The organism is Dysosmobacter welbionis (genome assembly GCF_005121165.3).
GTDB lineage: Bacteria > Bacillota > Clostridia > Oscillospirales > Oscillospiraceae > Oscillibacter > Oscillibacter welbionis.
The window spans coordinates 2,871,618-2,892,635 of record NZ_CP034413.3 but is presented as its reverse complement, the minus strand read 5'-3'; the positions used below and the strand labels follow the sequence as shown (position 1 = coordinate 2,892,635).

Sequence of the window (21,018 nt, the reverse complement as noted above, 5' to 3'; positions counted from 1 at the left end):
GGGTTCTCCTTTTCAGTCGTTGTGATGGGCGGCGTAAAACGCGTCGTAGTCCGCCAGCTGCTTCTGCAGCAGGGCCGGGGTGTCCAGCCCATAGGGACAGCGGGACTTGCAGGCGTTGCAGTGGATGCAGTTTTTGATCTGGTGCATCTTCTCCCGCCACTCGTCGCTCAGATAGGGCTTGTAGGGTGCCCGCCGCAGCAGCTGGGCCATCCGGGCCGCCTGGGGGATGTCGATGCCGGCGGCGCAGGGCAGGCAGTAGCCGCAGGAGCGGCAGAAGTCCCCCGACAGCTCCGTCCGGTCGTGGTCGATCACCGCCTGGAGCTCCGGCGTCATGCGGGGATTCCGCTCCGTCAGCTCCAGCCACTGGTCCAGCTCCCACTCATGCTGGATGCCCCAGATGGGCACCACGTCTGGATGCTCCTGCATAAAGGCGTAGCAGGCCTCCGCATTGTTCAGCAGGCCGCCGGAGAGGCCCTTCATGGCGATGAAGCCCATGTCGTGCTCCCGGCACAGCTCCACCAGCTCCAGGTCCTTCTCCGTGGCCAGATAGCAGAAGGGGAACTGCAGCGTCTCAAAATTGCCGGACTCAATGGCCTCGTGGGCCACCTTCAGCCGATGGTTGGTGATGCCGATGTGGCGGATGTAGCCCTTCTGCTTGGCCTCCAGTGCGGCGGCAAAGGGCCCGTCCGGGTCATGGATATCCGGCAGCACCGCCGGATTGTGGAACTGGAACAGGTCGATGTAATCCGTCCGCAGGCTGCGGAGGCTCTGCTCAATGTGGGCCTGGACCGTCTTTTTGTCTCCTCCGCCGCTCTTGGTGGAAATCACCACGTTCTGCCGCACGTCGTGGAGGGCCTCTCCCAGTTTTTCCTCGCTGTCAGTGTACATATTCGCGGTGTCGAAATAGTTGATTCCCGCCTCACAGGCCCGGCGGACCAGCTTCACTGCATCCGCCTTGGAAATCCGCTGGATGGGCAGGGCACCGAACGCCGTCTTGGTCACCAGCAGGCCGGTACGGCCCAGTCTGATTTTCTCCATAATAGTTCCTCCTTCCCGCACAGAGCGGGTCACTCCCCTGCATTGGATTGTATCACATTTTTCCAGGTTTGCAAACCGCAAATCCTGTGATATGATAGAAGCAGAATATCGCTTCGGAGGGACATGATCTCCCGTCCGGGACCCCGGCACCCCTGTCCTCAGCCTATTGGGGTCTCGCCCGGCAGGTCGGGCCCCGGATGGGTGTCCGGACGGTCCCGGCGGGGGATTGGGACAGAAACAGAGGAGGCGCCCTATGGCACAGAATGAGCTCCATTTGAAAGTGACGCTGCGGATTTACAGCGACGATGACCAGCGCTGCTTCGGCCCCGGCATCGCCACCCTGCTGCAGCGGGTGCGGGAGCACCACTCCCTCCGGGCCGGAGCCGCCTCTATGGAAATGGCCTACTCCAAGGCGTGGCGTATCATCCGCACAGCTGAGACAGTGTTTGGGTGCAAGCTGCTCTCCTCCACCATCGGAGGTGCCCACGGCGGCGGCGCGGTGCTGACGCCGGAGGCGGAGCGCCTTCTGGCGGCCTATGAGGCCTACTGCGCCGATGTGGGCACCTACGCCCAGGGGAAATTCGAGGATGCCTTCCGCTTCTACCGGGATCTGGACCATCGGCCATGACCCGGTGCGGCGTGAGCCGCCGTGCCTGCCCAGGAGTTATCCTCTCTGAACAGGAAAACGGGACCGGAGCCTGTGCGGCTCCGGTCCCTCCGTGTTTTGCGGCGCTTACGTCCGGGGACGGGTGGGATCCTCCTCCGTGGGGCTGGGGATCGGATGCTCCTTGTGGGCCACCATGGCCTGGATCAGCTCCACGGTCCGGCCCAGGCCCAGATAGCTGGAATCGATGCAGAAGTGGTAACTGTCCACACTGCCCCACTTCTTGGAGGAATAGTACTCGTAATAGGACGCCCGGCGCTTGTCGGTCTTGAGGATCAGCTGGCGGGCCTTCTCCGGCGTGAGGTTCTGCCGCTGGGCCACGCGCTGGATACGGACCTCCAGAGGTGCGCTGATAAACAGGCTCAGGTGGTTGGGATAGTCCGCCAGGGCGTAGTCCGCGCACCGGCCGATGATAACGCAGGGCCCTTGGTCCGCGATGTGCCGGATGGTGTTGAAAGTCGCCAGATACACCTGTTGTTCCAGAGAGTCACCCACACCGCTGCCGGGCAGGGCAAACATATAGGAATCCATGGCGATGGAGTACAGGAGGCTCTTGGGCCGCTCGTCGAAGTTTTCAAAAATCTTCTCGCACAGGCCGCTCTTCTTGGCGGCCTCCTGCAGCAGCTCCTTGTCATAGAAGGGAATGCCCAGCTCCTTGGCCACGCGGATGCCGATCTCCTTGCCGCCGCTGCCAAACTGCCGGCCGATGGTGATGATGGTTTTCATAGAGAACCCTCCTCTCCTTGTTGGTTTTATTATACCGCAAGAAGAGGCCGCCGTCAAACAGTACCGGGCGGACCGTCGCCGGAATCGCCCTCATCCGGCGGAAGGGGATGCCAGGGCTCCCGTTTTCCGGAAAAAAAGCGGCGGGCAATAGCATCCTTCACCATCTCCACCAGTGCATACCAGAGGTGTCCCGCCACAAAGAGAATCACCAGGGCCAGCAGGACGGCACCGACCTGCTCCAGGGAAAGCGACATGGCACGCGCTCCTCACTTCGTGGCGTAACAGGTCTTGAAGAAAGTCTCAAAGGCCTGCTCTTCCGGTCCCTGGTCCACGTAGATGAACAGCTTCTCATCCTCCAGCCACTCGAAGGTGTTGATGGCCAGATAGTGACGCCCATCCGGGTAGATGATGAAGGCGTCCGTGGGGTACTTATTCTGATAGGCCTTTTTGACTGCGGAACGGGGGCAGATTTCCGGATCGCCGCAGCCGGAGAGGTCCGGAACTGTGGGCACGACCACCACCGTGGGGTCCGCCCCCTCCTTCCAGCCCACGATCAGGCTGCCGTAGGTAGTCTTGCTGCCGTGGACCAGGCCGTAGTTGAACCGCTTCGCATCCTCCGTATAGGCGGCCACCAGCTGGTACTGCCCGCCGTCGGGCACCACGCTGTCAAACAGGCGGCGCATCTTCTGCTTGCTGTCCGCGCTTTTGGCCTGGTCAATTTCAGGTCCCTTGAAGAGTTTTCCGAAAATTCCCATGACAATCCCTCTTTAATATCTCAATTTTATATTGACCATTTTATTTTATCTGGTCAATATATGAGATATCATACCAAAAGAAACCGGATTGCGCAACTGGGTAATTATCAGCGCACAAAAAAAGACCGCCCATCAGCGGTCTTTTTTTGCGTTGCGCAGGGAGCCCAGATAGTTCACCAAAAATTTCACGTGCAGCGCCGCCGTCTCCTCCAGGTGCGAAGGAAACAGAAATGGCATGGATTCCGGCGCGGAGTTATAGATCAGGAGGCAGGAGAACACCAGGTTCGCCAGCACCTCAGGGGCGCAGTCCTCCTGCCGGATGTCCAGCAGCGCCATCAGGCGCAGAAAGAAATCCCGCTGCCCGGGCCGGAAATCCTGGAATCGCTCCGGCGTCAGGCGGCTGTGCAGATCCGCCTCCTCCCCCTGGGTCATCACCAGGATGCCGTTTTCCCGGTGGCGGAGGATCGTCCGGAAAAAAGACTCCACGTGCTCCTCCCAGGTCCCCTCCGGCCGGGCCAGCTCCTGTTCCAGCAGCCGGAGCAGACGGCAGCGCTGCTCCTCCATCATCTGGAGGGAAAAATCCTCCAGCGAGTCAAAAAACGTGTAGAAATAGGGCTTGGAAATCCCCACCGCCGCGGCGAGCTCCGCCAAGTGCAGCCCCTTCAGACCCTTGCTTACGGCCATATTCAGCCCCGTGTCCAGCAGAGCCTGCCGCACCCGGGCCCGGTCCTCCTCCGTATAGGTCTTGCGGGCCATGGCATTCCCTCCCCTTTTTCATCTGGTGCCAGTATAACACAATTCCCGGGAAAAGAAAACCGTTCTGCCGCGCATCCCCCAAAAAGCAACCCGGCCGCTGTGCGCGGCCGGGTTGCTTTTGAAGATCTCACGCCTCCGGCATGGGCTTGCCTAGGCGCTTGTACATGGTCTTTTTCACCGCCCGGAGGATATTCTCATACCCGGTGCAGCGGCACAGGTGGCCGGAGAGGAGTTTTCTCAATTCATCGTCCGTGTACTCCTTGCCGCTCTCCAGGATCTCCACTGCCGTCAGGATAAAGCCCGGCGTGCAGAAGCCGCACTGGATGGCCGCCTCGTCCACAAAGGCCTGCTGGATGTCGCTGAGCTCGCCGTTAGGGCCCAGCAGCCCTTCCAGGGTGCGGATGTGCTTGCCCTCCGCCCACACGGCCAGATAAATGCAGGAGTTGTATGCCTCCCCGTCGATCAGGACGTTGCAGGCGCCGCACTCCCCCACCTCGCAGCCCTTCTTCACGGAGGTCATCCGGAAGTCGTTGCGGAGCATGTCCGTCAGGCTGGCCCGCACGTCCACCGTGCGTTCCACGTCCTTGCCGTTCAGATTGAAGTGAACAGTCTGATACTGCATCACATGCTTTTCCATCACAGGTCACCTCCCGCCAGCTTCACCGCTTCGATGAACGCCCGCCGGGCGCTCTCCACCGCGATGTGCATCCGGAAATCCTTGGCCGCCCGCCAGGAGTCCCGGGGATTGATGTCCTCCTTCACCGCCTGGGCAAAGCGATCCGCCAGCTCCAGGCTCACCGGCTGTCCGGCGGCCAGCTCCTCCGCAGCCGCCGCCCGCAGGGGCACCGGCCCCGCCACGCCGAAGGCCACTCTCGCCCGCTCCACGGTCTTTTTGTCGGCGGAAAGGCGGACGTTCACAGAGGTTCCCAGGGTGGCGATGTCCATGGCATTCCGCATGGCATACTTTATATAGTGGCCAAATGTGTCAATATAACTGTCTTTTTCGATCAGGATAGCCGTTTGGATCTCGCCGGGACGGATATCCACCTTGCCTGCCCTGATGTAGAACTCCCGGATGGGCTGGCGGCGGATACCGTCCGGTCCCGTCAGCTCCACAATGGCGTCGTAGGCGTGGAGAGTGGAGGCGGAGTCCGCGGAGGTGACACCGTTACAGGTGTTGCCGCCGATGGTGCCGATGTTGCGGATCTGGGGACCGCCCACCTGGTCCACGGCCTCTCCCAAAACATGGAGGTATTTCTGGATCAGGGGATCCCGGGTAATGAGGGAAAAGCTGGTGAGGGAGCCGATCCGCAGGGTGCCGTCTGCCTCCAGGGTCACGCCCCGGAGTTCATCCAGCCCGTAGATGGAGATCAGCTCCACCCCGGCCCGCTTGCCCTCCCGCATCTGCACCAGCACGTCGGATCCGCCGGCGATGATCTGGGCATCCGGATGGGCCACCCGGAGGGCCACCGCGTCCTGAACGCTCTCCGCCTGATACAGGGCTTTCATATCATACATGAGTGGTTCCCTCCTTTAGTCTTCGATCAGCCCAGCCTCTTTGAATCCGCGGTAGAGGACATGGGGCGTGATAGGGCATGCGTCAAAGGCCACACCTGTGGCGTTCAGGATGGCGTTGCGGATGGCCGGCGCCGGCGAACAGGCCGGGGGCTCGCCCAGGGCCTTGGTGCCGTAGGGAGAGGTGGGCTCCGGGTTTTCCACGAACGCCGCCTGGAGCGTGGGATGGTCCATAAAGGTGGACAGCTTGTAGTCCAGCAGATTGTTGTTCAGGGGCTTTCCGGTCTTCTCGTCGAACTTCAGCTCTTCACTGAGGCCGTAACCGATGGCCATGGACATGCCGCCGTGGACCTGGGCCTCTGCCAGCGCCGGGTTGATGAGGGTGCCGCAGTCGTGGACGTTGACCAGATTCAGCAGCTTCACCTTGCACAGAGGGACGTCCACCTCCACCTCTGCGAAGGAGCAGCCGAAGGAGTAGGCGTTGGACTTGATCTGGGCCGTGGTCTCGGCGGTGATGTGCTGACTGTGCTCCAGGGAGTAGAGGCTCTCCGTTGCCAGCTCGCCCAGAGTCTTGAGGACCCGGCCGTCCTCCTTGCGGATGATCTTGCCGTCCACCAGATCCAGAACAGACACCGGCATCCGGGTCTGCTCGTGGGCGATCTGCAGAATCCGCTCCCGCAATGCTTGAGCCGTCTGCATGATGCTGAAGCCGCCGATGTACGTCTGCCGGGAGGCGTAGGCACCGGTGCCGAAGGGCGTCACGTCCGTGTCCTGGGTGGACACCACATGGACGTCCTCCACCGGGATACCCACCGCGTCCGCCACCATCTGGGAATAGGCGGTGTCGCAGCCCTGTCCAATCTCCGTCTCACCGGTCTGGAACTGGAGGGAACCGTCCTGGTTCAGCACCATCCGGCAGGAGGAGGACTCCAGCGAGATGGGCCACACAGCCGTGTTGTACCAGAACACCGCAAGGCCCACGCCCCGACGGACAGGGCCAGTCTGGTTCTGGTATTCCCGATATTTCCGCTGGTAATCCAGCATCGCCATTCCCTTGTCCATGCACTGGTTGAAGGTGTCGGCGTACAACTCGTTTCTGGAGAAGCCGTCGGTATACCCCACCGGCATCAGATTCTTCCGGCGGAATTCCATAGGCTCCATCCCGATAGCCTGACAGATATCGTCGATGTGGCACTCCCCGGCCCACATGGCCTGGGGATCCCATAACCACGCATGGCGCCGGCGGCGGGGCGGTTGGTGTAGACCGTCCAGCAGTCGCACTCCAAATTGTCGCAGGGGTAGAGCTGGGGGAAGGCGCCCATGCCCTTGGCCACGATGCTGTGGCCGTGGGAGGCGTAGGCCCCCTGGTTGGACCAGGCCTCAAACTTCCGGGCCACCAGGGTGCCGTCCGGCCGGACGTAGGAGATGATGTGGGTGCGGATGGCGTGGCGGACCCGGTTAGAGACAAAGGTCTCCTCCCGGCTACACTCCAGATGCACCAGCCGTCCCCCCACCTGGGTGGAGAGCCAGGCGCACAAAGGCTCGTACAGAGCGTCCTGCTTGTTGCCAAAGCCGCCGCCGATGTAGGGCTTGATGATCCGCACCTTGCCCCAGGGCAGACCCAGTGCCTGCCCCACCACCCGGCGGATGATGTGGGGGATCTGGGTGGAGGTGACCACCACCACCCGGCCCGCCTCCTCATAGGCGAAGCAGCCGTGGTTTTCAATGTGGCAGTGCTGGACAGTGGGGGTGTCGTACCAGCCCTCCACCCGGATCAGGCCCGGCTCCTGGATGGCGGTCTGATAGTCGCCTCTGCGGATATCTGTGTGCTTCAGAACATTGCCGGGGCAGTCCTCGTGGATCTGTGGGGCATCCGGCTCCATGGCCTTCTGCACGTCCAGAACGAAGGGCAGCTCCTCATACTCCACCTTCAGCGCCCGGACGGCCTGAGCGGCAGCTATCTCGTTCTCCGCGATGACGGCGGCGATGTCGTCGCCGTAATACCGCACGTGACGGTTCAGCAGCAGCCGGTCCGCCACGTCCTGGTGGGCGGGATCTGTGGACCAGGGGTGTCCCGCTGTGGGGAAGCGGTAATCGGGCACGTTGAAGCAAGTCAGGACCTTCACCACACCGGGAACGGCCTCAGCCTCCGTAGTGTCGATGGACTTCACGTAGCCGTGGGCGATGGTGGCGTGCAGGATCCTGGCCACCAGGGCGCTTTGATCGCACAGGTCCGCCACATACTTGGCGCGGCCCGTGGCTTTTTCATAGGCGTCCACACGGGTGACGCTTTTGCCGACGCTTTTGCTCATCAGGCAAGCCTCCTTTTTTGATCAAAGTTCCGCCGCCCATTGACTGGACACGGCGAAAGCGGATATACTACTGATAAAATGAGGTGATGGATGTGGAAAACAAGCCGAAAATCGGTTGTGTGGTCATGGCCGCCGGCAACGCCCGGCGGTTTGGGGAAAATAAGCTGGCCGCCCAGCTGCGGGGCAGGAGTCTCATCCTCCGGGCGCTGGAAGCCGTCCCGGCCGAGAAGTTTGACAAAGTCGTGGTGGTGACTCAATACCCGGAGGTCATGCGGCTGGCCGGGGAGTTCCACTTCGCCGCCATCCACAATCCCCACCCGGATTACGGCATCAGCCACACCATCGAACTGGGCCTGACGGCTCTGCGGGACTGTGACGGGGTGCTGTTCCAGGTGAGCGATCAGCCCCTCCTGCGGCGTGAGAGCGTGGCAGAGCTGGTGGACCGCTGGCGCACCCGGCCGGAGAAGATCGTCGCTCTGGGCCACGGCGGCGTGCGGGGCAATCCCTGCCTCTTCCCTGCCCGGTTCTTTCCGGAGCTGCTGGAGCTGCGGGAGGACCACGGCGGCAACACCGTTATCCGGCGGCACGAGGCGGATCTCCTCCTTCTGGACGTCCCGGCGGAGGAGCTCCGCGACGTGGATACCGCCCAAGCCCTGGAGGAATTGAAAGCGGAGGAGCAGGTATGAATCCAACCGTCTATGAATTCGATGCGGTGATCCGGAAAGTTCCGGACATCGACGGAGCCTATGTAGAATTCCCCCATGACGTACAGGCGCTATTCGGTAAGGGCCGAGTCAAGGTGGCTGCCACCTTTGACGGCGTCCCCTACGCGGGGAGCCTGGTGCGGATGGGCACTCCCGGCCACATCCTGGGGATGCGCAAGGACATCCGGGCCCAAATCGGGAAGCAGCCCGGAGACACCGTCCATGTGACAGTGCGAGAGCGGGGGTAACGCAGATTCGGACAGGCCGCGGCGGAAGTACCGCCGCGGCGCTTGTTATTTACGGCTGTAAGGCGTGCCCTCCAGGGGCAGACTGGTACGGAACTTGCCGTCGTAGCGGTAGTAGGCGTCCGCAATGGCTGGGGCTGTGGGGATGGAGGTGATCTCGCCGATACCGATGGCGCCGCAGGCCACGTTCAGTCCCGCTTTTTCCACGATGATGGGGGTGATCTCCGGGATCTGGTTGGCCCGGAACAGGCCCAGCGTGCCGTATTTGGCGGTGGGCCTGCAGTCCGTGAGGGGATACCGCTCCGTCAGGGCAAAGCCCATGCTCATCACCACGCCGCCCTCGATCTGCCCCTCGATGGACAGGGGATTCACGGCCTTGCCCACATCGTGGGCAGCCACCATCTGGCGGATTTTCCCCTCGTCGTCCAGGATGCACACCTGGGTGGCGTAGCCGTAGGCCACGTGGCTGACGGGGTTGGGCACCGGGGCCCCCAGAGGGTCCGTCTTTCCCAGGTATTCGCCATAGAACTCCTGACCGTTCAGGGCGTCCAGACCGCCGGAGGCCCCCATGGCCTCCTTCAGATCCTGGCAGGCCCGGCGGACCGCCTCGCCGGTGAACAGCGTCTGGCGGGAGCCGGAGGTGGTGCCGGAGTCCGGCGCGCAGTAGGTGTTGGACCGCTCGTAGACGATCCTGTCCCGGGGAATGCCCGTCTGCTCGTAGACCATCTGTGTCAGCACCGTGCCCAGGCCCTGGCCGATGCAGGAGGCACCGGCAAAGATGTGGAGCCTGCCGTCCTCCACCACCAGGCGGCACCGGCCGGTGTCCGGGATGCCCACGCCCACGCCGGCGTTCTTCATGGCGCAAGCCAGGCCCACGTACTGGTTATTCTCCACATAGGGCTTCACCGCCTCCAGCGTCTCCACCAGGCCGGTGGAGTTGTCTACGATCTGGCCGTTGGGCAGCTCCTGTCCCGGGCGAATGGCGTTGCGGTAGCGGATCTCCCAGGGGTAATGCCCACGATGTCCGCCATCTGGTTTAAGAGGCTCTCGATGCAGAAGCAGGTCTGGGTGACACCGAAGCCCCGGAAGGCCCCGGCGGGAGGGTTGTTGGTATAATAGGCCCAGCCGTCGATCTCAAAATTCTGGTAGTTGTAGGGACCGGCGGCGTGGGTGCAGGCCCGCTCCAACACCGGCCCGCCCAGAGAGGCGTAGGCCCCGGTGTCGGCGATGACCTCGGCGGCCACGCCCTGGATGATGCCGTTCTCGTCGCAGCCGATGGAGAACTCCATCTCCATGGGGTGACGCTTGGGGTGGATCAGAATGCTCTCCGCCCGGGTGAGCTTCACCTTCACCGGGCGCTTGGTCAGGTACGCGATCAGGGCGGCGTGGTGCTGGACCGTCACGTCCTCCTTGCCGCCGAAGCCGCCGCCCACCAGGCAGTTGCGGACCTTCACTTTTTCCGCCGGCAATCCCAGCATCCCCATGGTCTCGTGCTGGGTGTCGTAGGCGCCCTGGTCTGTGGAGAGGATCATGACCCCGTCCCCGTCGGGATAGGCCACGGCGCACTCCGGCTCCAGGAAGGCGTGTTCCGTCCAGGGTGTGGAGAAGTGCTGGGTCAGCACATGCTTCGATTTGGCGATGGCCTCTGCCGGGTTGCCCCGCTGGATGTGCTTGTGGGTCAGCAGGTTCCCGGTCCGGTGGACCAGGGGAGCGTCTGGCAGCATGGCCTCCCGGGGACTGCGGACCATGGGCAGCTCCTCATAGTCCACTTTCACCAGGGCCTTGGCCTGGGCCAGGATCTCCGGTGTCTCCGCCGCCACCAGGCAGATGGCGTCACCCAAGTAATGGGTGATATCCCCCACGGCGATCATGGTGTCCCAGTCTTTCACCAAATGGCCCACCTTGTTCTGCCCGGGGATGTCCTCCGCCGTAAAGACCCCCACCACACCGGGCAGGGCCCTGGCCTCCTCCGTGTGGATGGCCAGCACCCGGGCCCGGGGGTATTGGGACCGGACGGCGCTGCCGTAGATCATGCCGTCCAGATAGATGTCGTCGGGATAGATGCCGGTGCCAGTGACCTTCTCCTCCACGTCCACCCGGGGCACCCGCTGCCCCAGGGACCAATCAGCGGGAGCCGGCGGCACCTCGCCCTTGCGGAACAGCTCGGCGGCCAGCAGAATCGCATCAATGATCTTCACATAGCCGGTGCAGCGGCAGATATTGTTTCGGATGGCGTAGGCCGCCTCCTCCCGGGTGGGATTGGGATTCATATCCAGCAATCCCTTGGCGCTCATCACCATACCGGGGATGCAGAAGCCGCACTGAACCGCCCCCGCCATGCCGAAGGCGTAGGTATAGACCTGCTTTTCAAAATCGGTCAGCCCCTCCACCGTGACGATGGACTTGCCCTCCAGCTTATCGGTCTGGGGGATGCATGCCTTGGTGGGCTTACCGTCGATCAGCACTGTGCAGGTGCCGCAGGCGCCCTCGCTGCAGCCGTCCTTTACACTGGTGAGATGCAGGGTATCCCGCAGGTAGCGGAGCAGCTTCTGGTTGTTTTCCACTGTCACGGCCCGGCCGTTCACGGTAAATTTTGCCATGGCAAGTTCCTCCTTGACTGCCGTGCCCAACCCTGGTCCCACGGTCATCGGTGTTCTTTCGGAAAGGTCGACCTTTCCGCTGTCTCTATTATACAATAACTTTCTTGCCGCCGCAACTGAACTTTGTCCGGCACGCTATTTTATCTCGGAAACAACGCCACCAGACGGCAGCTCCCACCCCACGATCAGGGCGCCCTTCCGGACGGTGATCCGGGCCTTGGGCTCGATGATGTGGTTGCTGACGCCCAGGGGGAACTCCGCCGAAAGGGAGGCGTGGGAGAGGGGATACTGCACACCCTTCTCGTCAATGCCGGAGGCCGGTGCACCCAGGCAGAAGACGGAGAGCAGGCCCCACTCCACCGTCTGCTCCACAGTGATGGTCTCATTCTCCACAGCCGTCCACACAAAATCATTGTCATAGAGGTATCCCCTGGCCCCATGGCGGCGCAGATACAGCAGTGTCTGCAGATTGGCCAGGGTGTGGTCCAGCCGCCTGCCGCCGGTGCCGCCGTAAATGTAAAACTCGCCGCAGCCCTGCTCCAGCCCCGTCTTCACAGCCAGCATGGTGTCCGTGTCATCCTTCTCCACCGGCACCCGGCGGACATGGTCAAAGTCCGCGGGCTGATCCATGGAGTCAAAGTCTCCCAGCAGCAGATCCGGGGTGATCCCCGCCTGGCGGCAGGCCAGATACCCGGCATCCGCCGCCAGCACCAGGTCCCCTGTCTGGGGCCGCTCCCGCAGGCCGTAATAGGTGCCTGCGGCAAAAATGAAGCATCGTTTCAATGGGTCCACTCCCCGTCTTGTTCATTGAGATGTCACGCGGCCGCCGTGCCGTGAAATCCAGCGGCTGTCCTTACAGCCATTGTACCATGATTCCGCGCCCATGACAAACAGAACTTCCTGACAGAAGAGCCGCATCCAGGCAGCGCCCGGACACGGCTCCTCCGTTTACTGGATATGCTCCTCACAGAAGTTGTCCAGCACCCGATAGCCCATCTCTTCCGGCTCCGCCACCGGGAAGGTGGCGATGCTGACCGGGTCAAAGGCCGGACAGAGCCGCTTTTCCGGCTCGATCCGCAGGGCGGGCGTTCGGCTGGGGGACTTCCTCTGCGGAGCTTGTGCCTGCCGCATACAATCACCCCGGCTCTAGCATTTGTGAAATCTGCGGAATCATGCGGCGGCGTTTCCGGAAAAGCCCGGAAACGCCGCCGCATTCTGGAAACCCTATATTTTAATAATGTATCAGGTCTGCCCCTCCAGCTTTGCAAAGCGGTACAACACCGCTGCCAGCTGCTGCCGGGTGACGGGCTGGGAGAGCATCAGGTTCCCCGCCTCGCTGCCCTGCAAAAGGCCGTTTTCCACGGCCCAGGCCACTGCTTCCTCCGCATACGCGCTGGGGATGTTGTCCATGACTGCTTCCTCCTTGGGCCGCCAGCCGGGCCAGCCGGAGACGGCCACCTCCCGTCCGCTCCGCTGGTCCCATCTGGCTCGTGCGGTCCGGGTGTCCACATGGGTGAAGGTCTGATAGACGCCGATCCCACCGTGTCCGCCCAGATAGTATTCCGCTATCTGCCCCACCAGCAGGGGCGAGGCACCGCTCACCTGAATATCCGCCGCCCTGCCCAGCAGGTGCTGGCTGGCTCTGGCGCCGCCCACCTTCTGATTGTAAGAAGCGGTGCGGTACCCGCTGTTGACGGTCACCGCCCCGCAGGCGGCAGTGCGGATCCGCTCCAGCAGCTCCACCAGATCCGTGTCGATCTTCACCAGGTCTGCCCCGTCCCGGCAGGCGAACTCCCGCACCCGGAAGTGGGGGGACAGCAGCTTGTCCCCCTCCCGGGCAAGGCTGTATGTCCCCACGCTCATTCCCGGGCCCGCTTTTCCGCCTGCGTGCCGAAGTAAAAAGCGATCACCACGGTGAACACGGTCAAGAACTGCTCCGCGGTCACCCGGCCCGTTCCGGCCATGGCAGCAAATACCGCCGTCAGAATCACCGTCACCAGACTCTTCACCGTCAGCAGGCTGGCCAAGCGCTGTGTCAGCAGCTCCATCTCAGTCCTCCTCCGTCAGCACATCGCCCCGCAGGCGGTATCGCTTTCCGGGCATATAGACATAGGCGGTCTCCTGGCCCATGTCCACGTCCACCGTGCGGCCGTTCACCACATGGACCTTTTCCAGGCTGCCCACACCGTGGTCCAGAATGCCCCAGCCGTTGGCCTCGTCCGGCGTCTCTCCCGCCCGGGTCTCCAGCAGCTCCCGGGCGGAGAAGAGATTGCGGGTGGGGTCCAGGGTGAGCCCGCACCCCAGCTCCTTCAGGGCCTTGTTGGCCTCCTCCAGAGTCTTCTCTCCTCTGGTGTAATCGTACAGCACTTCCTCCAGGGTTTTCATCTTATGTACCATCCTCTCTCCGGGTCCTGCCCGGCTCAAATTTTACTGACGCTGTGGGCCGCCTCGCTGCGGACGAAGCCGATATACGCCGTGCGGGCCGTCTCCGCTGCACGCATGGCCTCCTCCACGTCGCCGTTGGTATGTTGACCCGCCAACTTTTTGGCCGTGGTCAGGGACAACGAACAGGTGGCGTACATCAGATCCATAGCCAGCCTGCTCTCCGTAGCCCGGCGCGCTGCCCGGGCCTCTGCTCGCCTGGCACTCTTCCGGGAGCGGTATTCCGCCCCAGCCGCCAGTACGGTAGCCGCTCCGGCGATCAGCGCGCAGAGCACCTCCGTTCCGATCCTGCATCCCTCCTCTCAGATCCAGCGGTAGTGGGGCCGCTCCTCTTGAAACAGCCAGTGCCGCATCCAGTCGAACAGCACGATGGCGGTCCCCGCCAGCACCACCCACAGCAGGGCGTACTTCAGGCACACCTGTCCCCACAGGTTCCCCGGCAGGCGGGAGTAGTCCCAGATGTCCAGCTTCAGCCAGACGTTCAGGATCAGCCCGGCTCCCAGCTCCGCCAAGGTAATGACGCTGCCCCCGATCAGCGCCTGGAGCCACAGGGGCCGCTCCCAGGCCATGTGCTCGTTGGCCAAATCTAGCGGCAGACTCAGCATCGCCGCCAGCAGAAACATGCTCCAGTGGGTGTGCCCCCGCCAGATCAGCTCCACCATGCAGTAGAGATCCCCGCCCATCAGCGATAGGATCAAGGCCTTGTGCCATCTCTTCACGTTCGTGTCCTCCCTGCTCTGAAATTCGCTTGGCTTCAACCGCTATCGTGCCTTTCCGGCGGCTCCGCTATGCATAGCCGGAGCCGTCAACCATATCCTTTATTTCCCGGCCGGCGCGCACGGCGGCGTGCAACGCGGCGGAAATTTCTTTTCCCGCCTTCCTCTCTTCCAGGTTATATGCATCTCTCCCTCCGCTCACCACAAAAAGCGCCGCGGGCAGGAATGCCCGCAGCGCAGAGAAAACGCCCCGGCGCCGTAACCGGCGCCGGGGCATCTGTATTTGATCTGTTCCTTCGGAAATCAGTCCTCCGCCATCTTGCGGTACTTCTGGTACCGGGCCTTGACGTCGGCGATCTCCTTCTGGTACAGGGCGTCCGCCCGCTCGGGGAAGTTGTTCTTCAGAGAGGCGAAGCGGTTCTCGCCCATGAGGAAGTCCATGAGCTTGTCAGTATCGGGCGCGGGAGAGTCCAGCTGGAAGGGGTTCTTGCCCTCGGCGATGCGCCGGGGATCATACCGGTACAGGTGCCAGTAGCCGCACTCCACCGCCTTCTTCATCTCGTCCTGGGTACAGCTCATGCCGGCTTTGATATGCTGCTCCAGGCAGGGGCAGTAGCAGATGACGATGGCGGGGCCGGGATAGGACTCCGCCTCCCGCAGGGCCTTCAGGGTCTGGGCCTGGTCATAACCCATGGCCACCTGGGCCACATACACATAGCCGTAGGTCATCAGGATGGCGCCCAGGTCCTTCTTGGCCACCTGCTTGCCGCCGGCGGCGAACTTGGCCACGGCGGAGGTGGGGGTGGACTTGGAGGACTGGCCGCCGGTGTTGGAGTACACCTCGGTGTCCAGCACCAGCAGGTTCACATCCCGGTTCTGGGCCATGACGTGATCGATGCCGCCGAAGCCGATGTCGTAGGCCCAGCCGTCGCCGCCGATGGCCCAGATGGACTTCTTGGAGAGATACTCACGGTTCTCCAGGATATAGGACACATCTTCGGTCTGCTCGCACTTCTCCAGGGCGGCGATCAGGGCGTCGGACACGGCGCGGGACTTCTCTCCGTCGTTCCAGTTGTTGATGTAGTCCTCGATCTCCGCAGGGGCGATGTCGGCGTCCTTCATGCTCTCCAGCCGGATCAGCAGCTCCTTGCGGATGGCATCCTGAGCGTGGAAGAAGCCGTAGGCGAACTCGGCGTTGTCCTCAAACAGGGAGTGCTCCCAGGCGGGGCCGCGGCCCTGGCTGTCCTTGCAGTAGGGCAGGATGGGCGCGCCGCCGGAGATGGCGGAGGAGCAACCTGCGGCGTTGCCCGCGTACATCCGGTCGCCCACCATCTGGCTCAGCAGCTTGATGTAGGTGGTCTCGGCGCAGCCGGCGCAGGCGGCGGAGAACTGGAAGTACGGCTTGGCGAACTGCATGTTCTTGACGGTCTTGCTGTTGATCACATCCTTCTTCAGGTACTTGTCGTTCATGGCGACCTCGTCGAAGTTCGCCTGTTCGGACTTCATCTCCTCGAAGGGGGTCATCACCAGGGCGTCCGCCGTCTTGTCGCTCTGATTGGCCGGGCAGGCGGTCAGGCACACGCCGCAGCCCAGGCAGTCATAGGGAGAGACCTGCATCCGGAAGAAGTAGCTGGGGGCGTCCTTGCCCAGGCCCTTGGCGGGCACGGTCTCAAAGGACGCGGGCACCTGGGCCTTCTCCTCCTCGGCCAGCAGCACGGGCCGGATGGCGGCGTGGGGGCAGCACATGGCGCAGCGGTTGCACTGGATGCAGCTCTCCGCGTTCCACTTGGGCACCTTGGTTGCCACGCCCCGCTTGGAGAAAGCGGAGGTCCCGTTTTCCCAGGTGCCGTCCAGCACGCCGTGCTTCTGGAACACAGACACAGGCAGCTTGTCGCCCTGCTGCCGGTCCATGGGCAGCACGATGTCACGGACAAAGGCAGAGGCGTTCTTGGGCTCGGCCATGGGAGTGTCAGGCGCGTCCGCCCAGGAGGCGGGGATCTCCACCTTCACAGCGGCGCTGATGCCCAGATCCACGGCCTTGTCGTTCAGATCCACGATCTTCTGGCCGGCCTTCTTGAAATAGGAGTTGTAGTTGTTCTTCTTCATGTCCTCCACGGCCATATCCAGGGGGATGACCTTGGTCAGGGCAAAGAAGGCAGCCTGAAGGATGTTGTTGGTCCGCTTCTCGCCAAGGCCCACCTGCACCGCCAGCTTGGCGGCGTCGATGATGTAGAAGTTGGCGTGCTTCCGGGCCAGGTCCCGCTTCATCTTGCCGGGCAGGCGGGTCTCCAGCTCCTCCGCGCTCCAGGGGCAGTTCAGCAGGAAGATGCCGCCGTCCTTCAGATCCTCGGTGGTGTCGTACTTGTTGACATAGGTGGGGGCATGGACCGCCACAAAGTCCGCGGAGGACACCAGATAGGTGGAGCGGATAGGCTCGTCACCGAAGCGCAGATGGCTCTGGGTCAGGCCGCCGGACTTCATGGAGTCATAGGAGAAATACGCCTGTGCGTACTTGTTGGCCACCAGGCCGATGGTGGAGATGGCGTTCTTGTTGGCGCCCACCGTGCCGTCGCCGCCCAGGCCCCAGATCTTGCAGGAAACCTCGCCGGGATGAGGCAGCTCCACCTCCTTGTAGTCCAGAGAGGTGTGAGTCACGTCGTCGTTGATGCCGATGGTGAAGCTGTTCTTGGGATTCTCCAGCTTCAGATTGTCATACACGGCGATGAACTGGCCCGGGGTGGTGTCCTTGGAGCTGAGACCGTACCGGCCGCCCACCACACGGATGTCGCCGCGGCCCGCCTGATTCAGGGCGGTGACCACGTCCAGATACACGGGCTCGCCCACGGAGCCGGTCTCCTTGGACCGGTCCAACACGGCGATCTTCTTCACCGTGGCGGGGATGGCCGCTGCGAAGTGCTTCACGGAGAAGGGCCGGTACAGGTGGATCTGCACCATGCCCACCTTGCGGCCCTTGGCGTTCAGGTAGTCCACGGTTTCCTTCACGGCCTCGCTGGCGGAGCACATCACCACGATGACCTCCTCCGCGTCAGGCGCGCCGTAGTAGTTGAACAGCTTGTAGTCCCGACCGGTGAGCTTGTTAATCTCGTCCATGTAATGCTGGACCGTGTCAGGGATGGAGGCGGCCTTGACGTTGGCGCCCTCCTTGCACTGGAAGTACACGTCGGGGTTCACGTTGTTGCCCCGGTTGGTGGGGTGCTCCGGGTTCAGGGCGTGGCGGCGGAACTCCTGCAGGGCCTCCTGGTCTACCAGAGGACGCAGGTCCTCATAGTCCAACGCCTCGATCCGCTGCATCTCATGAGAGGTGCGGAAGCCGTCGAAGCAGTGCATGAAGGCGTACTTGCCGCTGATGGCGGACAGGTGGGCCACCGCGCCCAGGTCCATGGCCTCCTGGGGGCAGGAGGACATCAGCATGGCGTAGCCGGTGGTGCGGCAGGTCATGAAGTCGGTGTGATCGCCGAAGATAGAGTGGTGGTTGCTGGTCACCACGCGGGAGGCGATGTGCATGACGCTGGGCAGGAATTGGCCGCCCATGGCGTACATGGCTGGGATCATCAGCATCAAACCCTGGGAGGATGTAAAGGTGGTGGTCAGAGCGCCGGCCTGCAGGGAGCCGTGGCAGGTGCCCGCGGCGCCGGCTTCAGACTGCATCTGGATGACGTCCACCGTGGAGCCGAACAGGTTCTTCCGCCCCTTGGCGGACCACTCGTCCACCTTCTCCGCCATGGGAGAGGACGGGGTGATGGGATAGATCGCCGCGACCTCTGTGAACGCGTATGCCACATGGGCCGCGGCCGTATTGCCGTCCATGACGGCAAATTTCTTTTTCATCGGTATACTCATCTCCTGTTATAAAATGCGCCGCATTTCCCTGCGGCGATCCCGCCCGGCAGATGGGTGGGTGCTTGTGAAAAGCCGCGGCGGCACGATAAGGGGGGATTTGCATATCGTACCGCCGCGGCTGCATGATGGATTCTCTTTACTTCTATGCGCGACGTCCAGCAGAGCTTACACGAAGTTGCACACGCGAGCGATGGCCATCTCGGTATAACCCAGAGACTCGGCCTTGGTCTGCTTGCCGCAGGCCACTTCCTGCGTGAGCTTCAACAGCTCCTGCCCCAGCTCCTCGATGGTCTTGGTACCGTAGATCAGGGGAGAGGCATCCACATCGATGTTGTCAATCATATTGGCGTAGGTCAGCTTGTTGCCGGTGATCTTGATGACGGGGGCCAGGGGATTGCCGGTGGGGGTGCCGCGGCCGGTGGAGAACACCACAATCTGGGCGCCGCCGGCCACCATGGCCGCCACAGAGGAGGGGTCGTTGCCCGGGGTATCCATGATGACCAGGCCCTGCTTGGCCTCCACCTGCTTGGCGTAGTCATAGACCGCCATGACAGGGCTATGGCCGCCCTTGTGGATGCAGCCCAGGGACTTCTCCTCCAGGCAGGTCAGGCCGCCGGCCTTGTTGCCGGGAGAGGGGTTGCCCTCACGGACTTCCTCGCCCACCAGGCGCAGGGAGTCCTCATAGCGGTGGACGATCTCAAAGATGCGGTCGTGAACCTCCTTGTTGATGGCGCGGCGGGCCAGCAGGTGCTCGGCGCCGATGAACTCAGTGGTCTCAGACAGGATGGAGGTGCCGCCCTCCTTGACAATCAGGTCGCTGAGCTGGCCGATCAGGGGGTTGGCCGCCAGGCCGCTGGTGGGGTCAGAGCCGCCGCACTCCGTGCCGATAATCAGCTCGGACATGGGGAACTCCTCCTTCTGCAGCAGGGAGGCCTCCTCCACCATCTCCTTGGCGTAGCGGACGGCCATGTCGATGGCCTTCAGGGTGCCGCCGGCCTCCTGGATGATGACCTGCTTCAGGGGCTTGTTGGTGCGCTCCTGGATGGCCTTCACCACCAGGTCCATCTGGCAGTTCTCGCAGCCCAGGGACACCACCACGGTGCCGTAGACATTGGGGTTGGCGGCATAGCCGGCCATAACGTCCATGGTGAACTGCTGGTCGGGAGCCACCTGGGAGCAGCCCAACTGGTTGTTGAAGGTGACGGAGCCCACCACCTGCTGGGAGATGATACGGGTGGTATCAGAGGCGCAGACACTGGCAGGCAGGATCAGGACCTTGTTGCGGACGCCCACGCGGCCGTCCGGACGCTTGTAACCGTAGAAATTCATACTCGTATCCTCCTTCTCAGCCCTTGCTGTCCAGGTTTTCCCGGTGCTCTTCCAGGTTGTGGCAGTGCACGTGCTCGCCGGCCTTGATGTCCCGGGCCGCCAGGCCGATGTGCTCGCCGTACTTGACGATGGGCTGGCCTTTGGCGATGTCGCAGGCAGCCAGCTTGTGATAGATGGTGATGTCCTCCGCCGCAGTCAGGCGCTTCTCCTCGCCCGCGCACATGTAGGTGACGGTCTCGCCCTTCTTCACGGGCTCGATGGCGACCACCACGTTGTCCACGGGCTCAACGATCATGCCGTTCAACATAATGTAATACTCCTTTCGTTCCTCAACGAATATGTGTAATGGGAATCAGTGCTTCTCAAACAGGGCTTTCTGTGCCTCGTCTTTCGGGAACTTGGGGCAGCCGAACTTCTTGGCCCACCAAGAGGTAATGATGGGGACCAGAATGGCGGTCAGGATGGCAGACGCCGCCACCTGAGAGGTGGCCACATCCGCCCACTGCGCCCAAGAGGGATCCGCCTCGGCGATAACGGCGGGCACTGCCACGGCGTTGCCTGCGGTGGTTGCCACAGCCCAGCCGGCATAGCCGGGACGGCGGCTGATGAAGCGGTCGCACAGCACAATGAAGGCGCCGCCGATGAGGCAGGTGACAAGGCCCAGCAGAATGCCCTGCGCGCCGCCCTTGGCGATGTTGGTCAGGTTCATGCCAGCGCCCAGGCAGAAGCCCACAAAGGGCAGCAGGATGGTGCCGGCGGGGGCCAGGAAGTCAGACAGGTCCTTGTCGATGTTGCCCAGGATCATACCCACCAGGATGGGGCCGATAGCAGCCACAAGGGCCATGAAGGGGATATCGGCCAGGCCGCCGATGCCCATAGCGATCATGGTCAGCATGGGGCCGTCGTTGATGGCCAGCAGAGGCATGGCCGCCTGGTCCACGGTGTCACCGTAGGAGTTCATCAGGGCCAGATAGATGGAGCCGTTGGAGTTCGTGACGGCGGAGATGATGGCCAGAGAGCTCAGGCCCAGCACACCAGTGGGGCCGAACACCTTGCCCACCACAATGCCGATGGCGGCGCCGATGACGAACTTGGAGATCAGCAGCACACCGCCCCGCTTGACAACGCCGCCCATGTCCCGGACCCGCAGCGTGGTGCCCAGGCAGAACAGCTGGATACCGATGGCGGTGTTGGCGCCGGCACTGGTGAAGACGGCGGTGGTGAAGGAGCCGATGTTGGTGACCTCCGGAAGGAAGGTATTGATAATCGCGCCGAGCAGCATCGGGACGACCATCATACCTGCGGGGATCTTTTTCAGGAATCGCATGATCATGGTCTTTCTTCCTCCTCAATTT

The 21,018-nt window shown here is 62.7% G+C and carries 21 protein-coding genes and 2 pseudogenes; 3 read left to right on the top strand and 20 right to left on the bottom strand.

The window, feature by feature from the left end; genetic code table 11:
• Positions 1 to 12: 12 nt before the first annotated feature.
• Positions 13 to 1,038, bottom strand: coding sequence for an aldo/keto reductase (locus EIO64_RS15105; RefSeq protein ID WP_119310717.1), 1,026 nt, complete (start codon positions 1,036 to 1,038; stop codon positions 13 to 15).
• Between the two features lie 253 nt (positions 1,039 to 1,291).
• Between EIO64_RS15105 and EIO64_RS15100 the strand changes: the two genes are divergently transcribed.
• The gene (locus EIO64_RS15100) at positions 1,292 to 1,666 is read left to right on the top strand and encodes a winged helix-turn-helix domain-containing protein (RefSeq protein ID WP_021749746.1); all 375 of its coding nucleotides are present in this window, start codon (positions 1,292 to 1,294) and stop codon (positions 1,664 to 1,666) included.
• Positions 1,667 to 1,771: 105 nt separating this feature from the next.
• On the opposite strand, the gene EIO64_RS15095 is transcribed toward EIO64_RS15100, so the two are convergent.
• The 7 genes and pseudogenes from EIO64_RS15095 to xdhA all read right to left on the bottom strand — a co-directional run bounded on the left by EIO64_RS15095 (position 1,772) and on the right by xdhA (position 7,766).
• On the bottom strand, positions 1,772 to 2,428 hold the full coding sequence (locus EIO64_RS15095) for a cytidylate kinase-like family protein (protein WP_021749745.1): 657 nt from the start codon (positions 2,426 to 2,428) through the stop codon (positions 1,772 to 1,774).
• A gap of 53 nt (positions 2,429 to 2,481) precedes the next feature.
• The gene (locus EIO64_RS15090) at positions 2,482 to 2,682 is read right to left on the bottom strand and encodes a hypothetical protein (RefSeq protein ID WP_136891560.1); all 201 of its coding nucleotides are present in this window, start codon (positions 2,680 to 2,682) and stop codon (positions 2,482 to 2,484) included.
• A 12-nt stretch (positions 2,683 to 2,694) separates the two neighbouring features.
• Positions 2,695 to 3,183 (bottom strand): hypothetical protein, encoded by a 489-nt coding sequence (locus EIO64_RS15085; RefSeq protein WP_021749743.1) that lies wholly within the window; start codon positions 3,181 to 3,183, stop codon positions 2,695 to 2,697.
• 132 nt (positions 3,184 to 3,315) lie between these two features.
• Positions 3,316 to 3,939 (bottom strand): TetR/AcrR family transcriptional regulator, encoded by a 624-nt coding sequence (locus EIO64_RS15080; RefSeq protein ID WP_021749742.1) that lies wholly within the window; start codon positions 3,937 to 3,939, stop codon positions 3,316 to 3,318.
• A gap of 127 nt (positions 3,940 to 4,066) precedes the next feature.
• Positions 4,067 to 4,576, bottom strand: coding sequence for a xanthine dehydrogenase subunit XdhC (gene xdhC / locus EIO64_RS15075; RefSeq protein ID WP_021749741.1), 510 nt, complete (start codon positions 4,574 to 4,576; stop codon positions 4,067 to 4,069).
• Entirely contained in the window at positions 4,576 to 5,457 is an 882-nt protein-coding gene (gene xdhB, locus EIO64_RS15070) for a xanthine dehydrogenase subunit XdhB (RefSeq protein ID WP_136891559.1), read from the bottom strand. Before xdhB ends, xdhC begins: the two co-directional genes overlap by 1 nt.
• A gap of 15 nt (positions 5,458 to 5,472) precedes the next feature.
• Positions 5,473 to 7,766: pseudogene (gene xdhA, locus EIO64_RS15065) on the bottom strand (xanthine dehydrogenase subunit XdhA).
• A gap of 86 nt (positions 7,767 to 7,852) precedes the next feature.
• On the opposite strand from xdhA, the gene EIO64_RS15060 reads away from it, so the two are divergent.
• Positions 7,853 to 8,452 carry a nucleotidyltransferase family protein gene (locus tag EIO64_RS15060; protein WP_119310714.1) on the top strand — a complete coding sequence of 200 codons (600 nt, stop codon included), beginning with the start codon at positions 7,853 to 7,855 and terminating at the stop codon, positions 8,450 to 8,452.
• Positions 8,449 to 8,718, top strand: coding sequence for a DUF1905 domain-containing protein (locus tag EIO64_RS15055; RefSeq protein ID WP_021749737.1), 270 nt, complete (start codon positions 8,449 to 8,451; stop codon positions 8,716 to 8,718). The genes EIO64_RS15060 and EIO64_RS15055 overlap by 4 nt, the downstream gene beginning before the upstream one ends.
• A 45-nt stretch (positions 8,719 to 8,763) precedes the next feature.
• On the opposite strand, the pseudogene xdh reads toward EIO64_RS15055, so the two are convergent.
• From xdh to EIO64_RS14995, 12 genes and pseudogenes are all read right to left on the bottom strand, one after another.
• Positions 8,764 to 11,315, bottom strand: a pseudogene (xdh, locus tag EIO64_RS15050) (selenium-dependent xanthine dehydrogenase).
• A gap of 135 nt (positions 11,316 to 11,450) precedes the next feature.
• Positions 11,451 to 12,098, bottom strand: coding sequence for a thiamine diphosphokinase (locus tag EIO64_RS15045; protein WP_119310712.1), 648 nt, complete (start codon positions 12,096 to 12,098; stop codon positions 11,451 to 11,453).
• A gap of 165 nt (positions 12,099 to 12,263) precedes the next feature.
• Positions 12,264 to 12,446: a hypothetical protein gene (locus tag EIO64_RS15040; RefSeq protein ID WP_136891558.1), complete on the bottom strand. Its 183-nt coding sequence runs from the start codon at positions 12,444 to 12,446 to the stop codon at positions 12,264 to 12,266.
• Between the two features lie 111 nt (positions 12,447 to 12,557).
• The gene (locus EIO64_RS15035; RefSeq protein WP_136891557.1) at positions 12,558 to 13,178 is read right to left on the bottom strand and encodes a YcbK family protein; all 621 of its coding nucleotides are present in this window, start codon (positions 13,176 to 13,178) and stop codon (positions 12,558 to 12,560) included.
• Positions 13,175 to 13,363: a hypothetical protein gene (locus EIO64_RS15030; RefSeq protein WP_021749732.1), complete on the bottom strand. Its 189-nt coding sequence runs from the start codon at positions 13,361 to 13,363 to the stop codon at positions 13,175 to 13,177. The genes EIO64_RS15035 and EIO64_RS15030 overlap by 4 nt, the downstream gene beginning before the upstream one ends.
• Before the next feature lies 1 nt (position 13,364).
• On the bottom strand, positions 13,365 to 13,700 hold the full coding sequence (locus EIO64_RS15025) for a hypothetical protein (protein WP_136891556.1): 336 nt from the start codon (positions 13,698 to 13,700) through the stop codon (positions 13,365 to 13,367).
• Between the two features lie 35 nt (positions 13,701 to 13,735).
• Entirely contained in the window at positions 13,736 to 14,032 is a 297-nt protein-coding gene (locus tag EIO64_RS15020; protein ID WP_025544505.1) for a hypothetical protein, read from the bottom strand.
• Positions 14,033 to 14,059: 27 nt separating this feature from the next.
• A complete protein-coding gene (locus EIO64_RS15015; RefSeq protein WP_025544504.1) occupies positions 14,060 to 14,476 on the bottom strand; it encodes a putative ABC transporter permease in 417 nt (138 codons plus the stop codon).
• Between the two features lie 300 nt (positions 14,477 to 14,776).
• Positions 14,777 to 18,322: a pyruvate:ferredoxin (flavodoxin) oxidoreductase gene (nifJ, locus tag EIO64_RS15010; RefSeq protein WP_136891555.1), complete on the bottom strand. Its 3,546-nt coding sequence runs from the start codon at positions 18,320 to 18,322 to the stop codon at positions 14,777 to 14,779.
• Between the two features lie 177 nt (positions 18,323 to 18,499).
• Positions 18,500 to 19,663: a UxaA family hydrolase gene (locus EIO64_RS15005; RefSeq protein WP_021749725.1), complete on the bottom strand. Its 1,164-nt coding sequence runs from the start codon at positions 19,661 to 19,663 to the stop codon at positions 18,500 to 18,502.
• A 16-nt stretch (positions 19,664 to 19,679) separates the two neighbouring features.
• Positions 19,680 to 19,970 (bottom strand): UxaA family hydrolase, encoded by a 291-nt coding sequence (locus EIO64_RS15000; RefSeq protein ID WP_021749724.1) that lies wholly within the window; start codon positions 19,968 to 19,970, stop codon positions 19,680 to 19,682.
• Between the two features lie 45 nt (positions 19,971 to 20,015).
• The gene (locus EIO64_RS14995; RefSeq protein WP_021749723.1) at positions 20,016 to 20,996 is read right to left on the bottom strand and encodes a 2-keto-3-deoxygluconate permease; all 981 of its coding nucleotides are present in this window, start codon (positions 20,994 to 20,996) and stop codon (positions 20,016 to 20,018) included.
• Positions 20,997 to 21,018 lie beyond the last annotated feature (22 nt).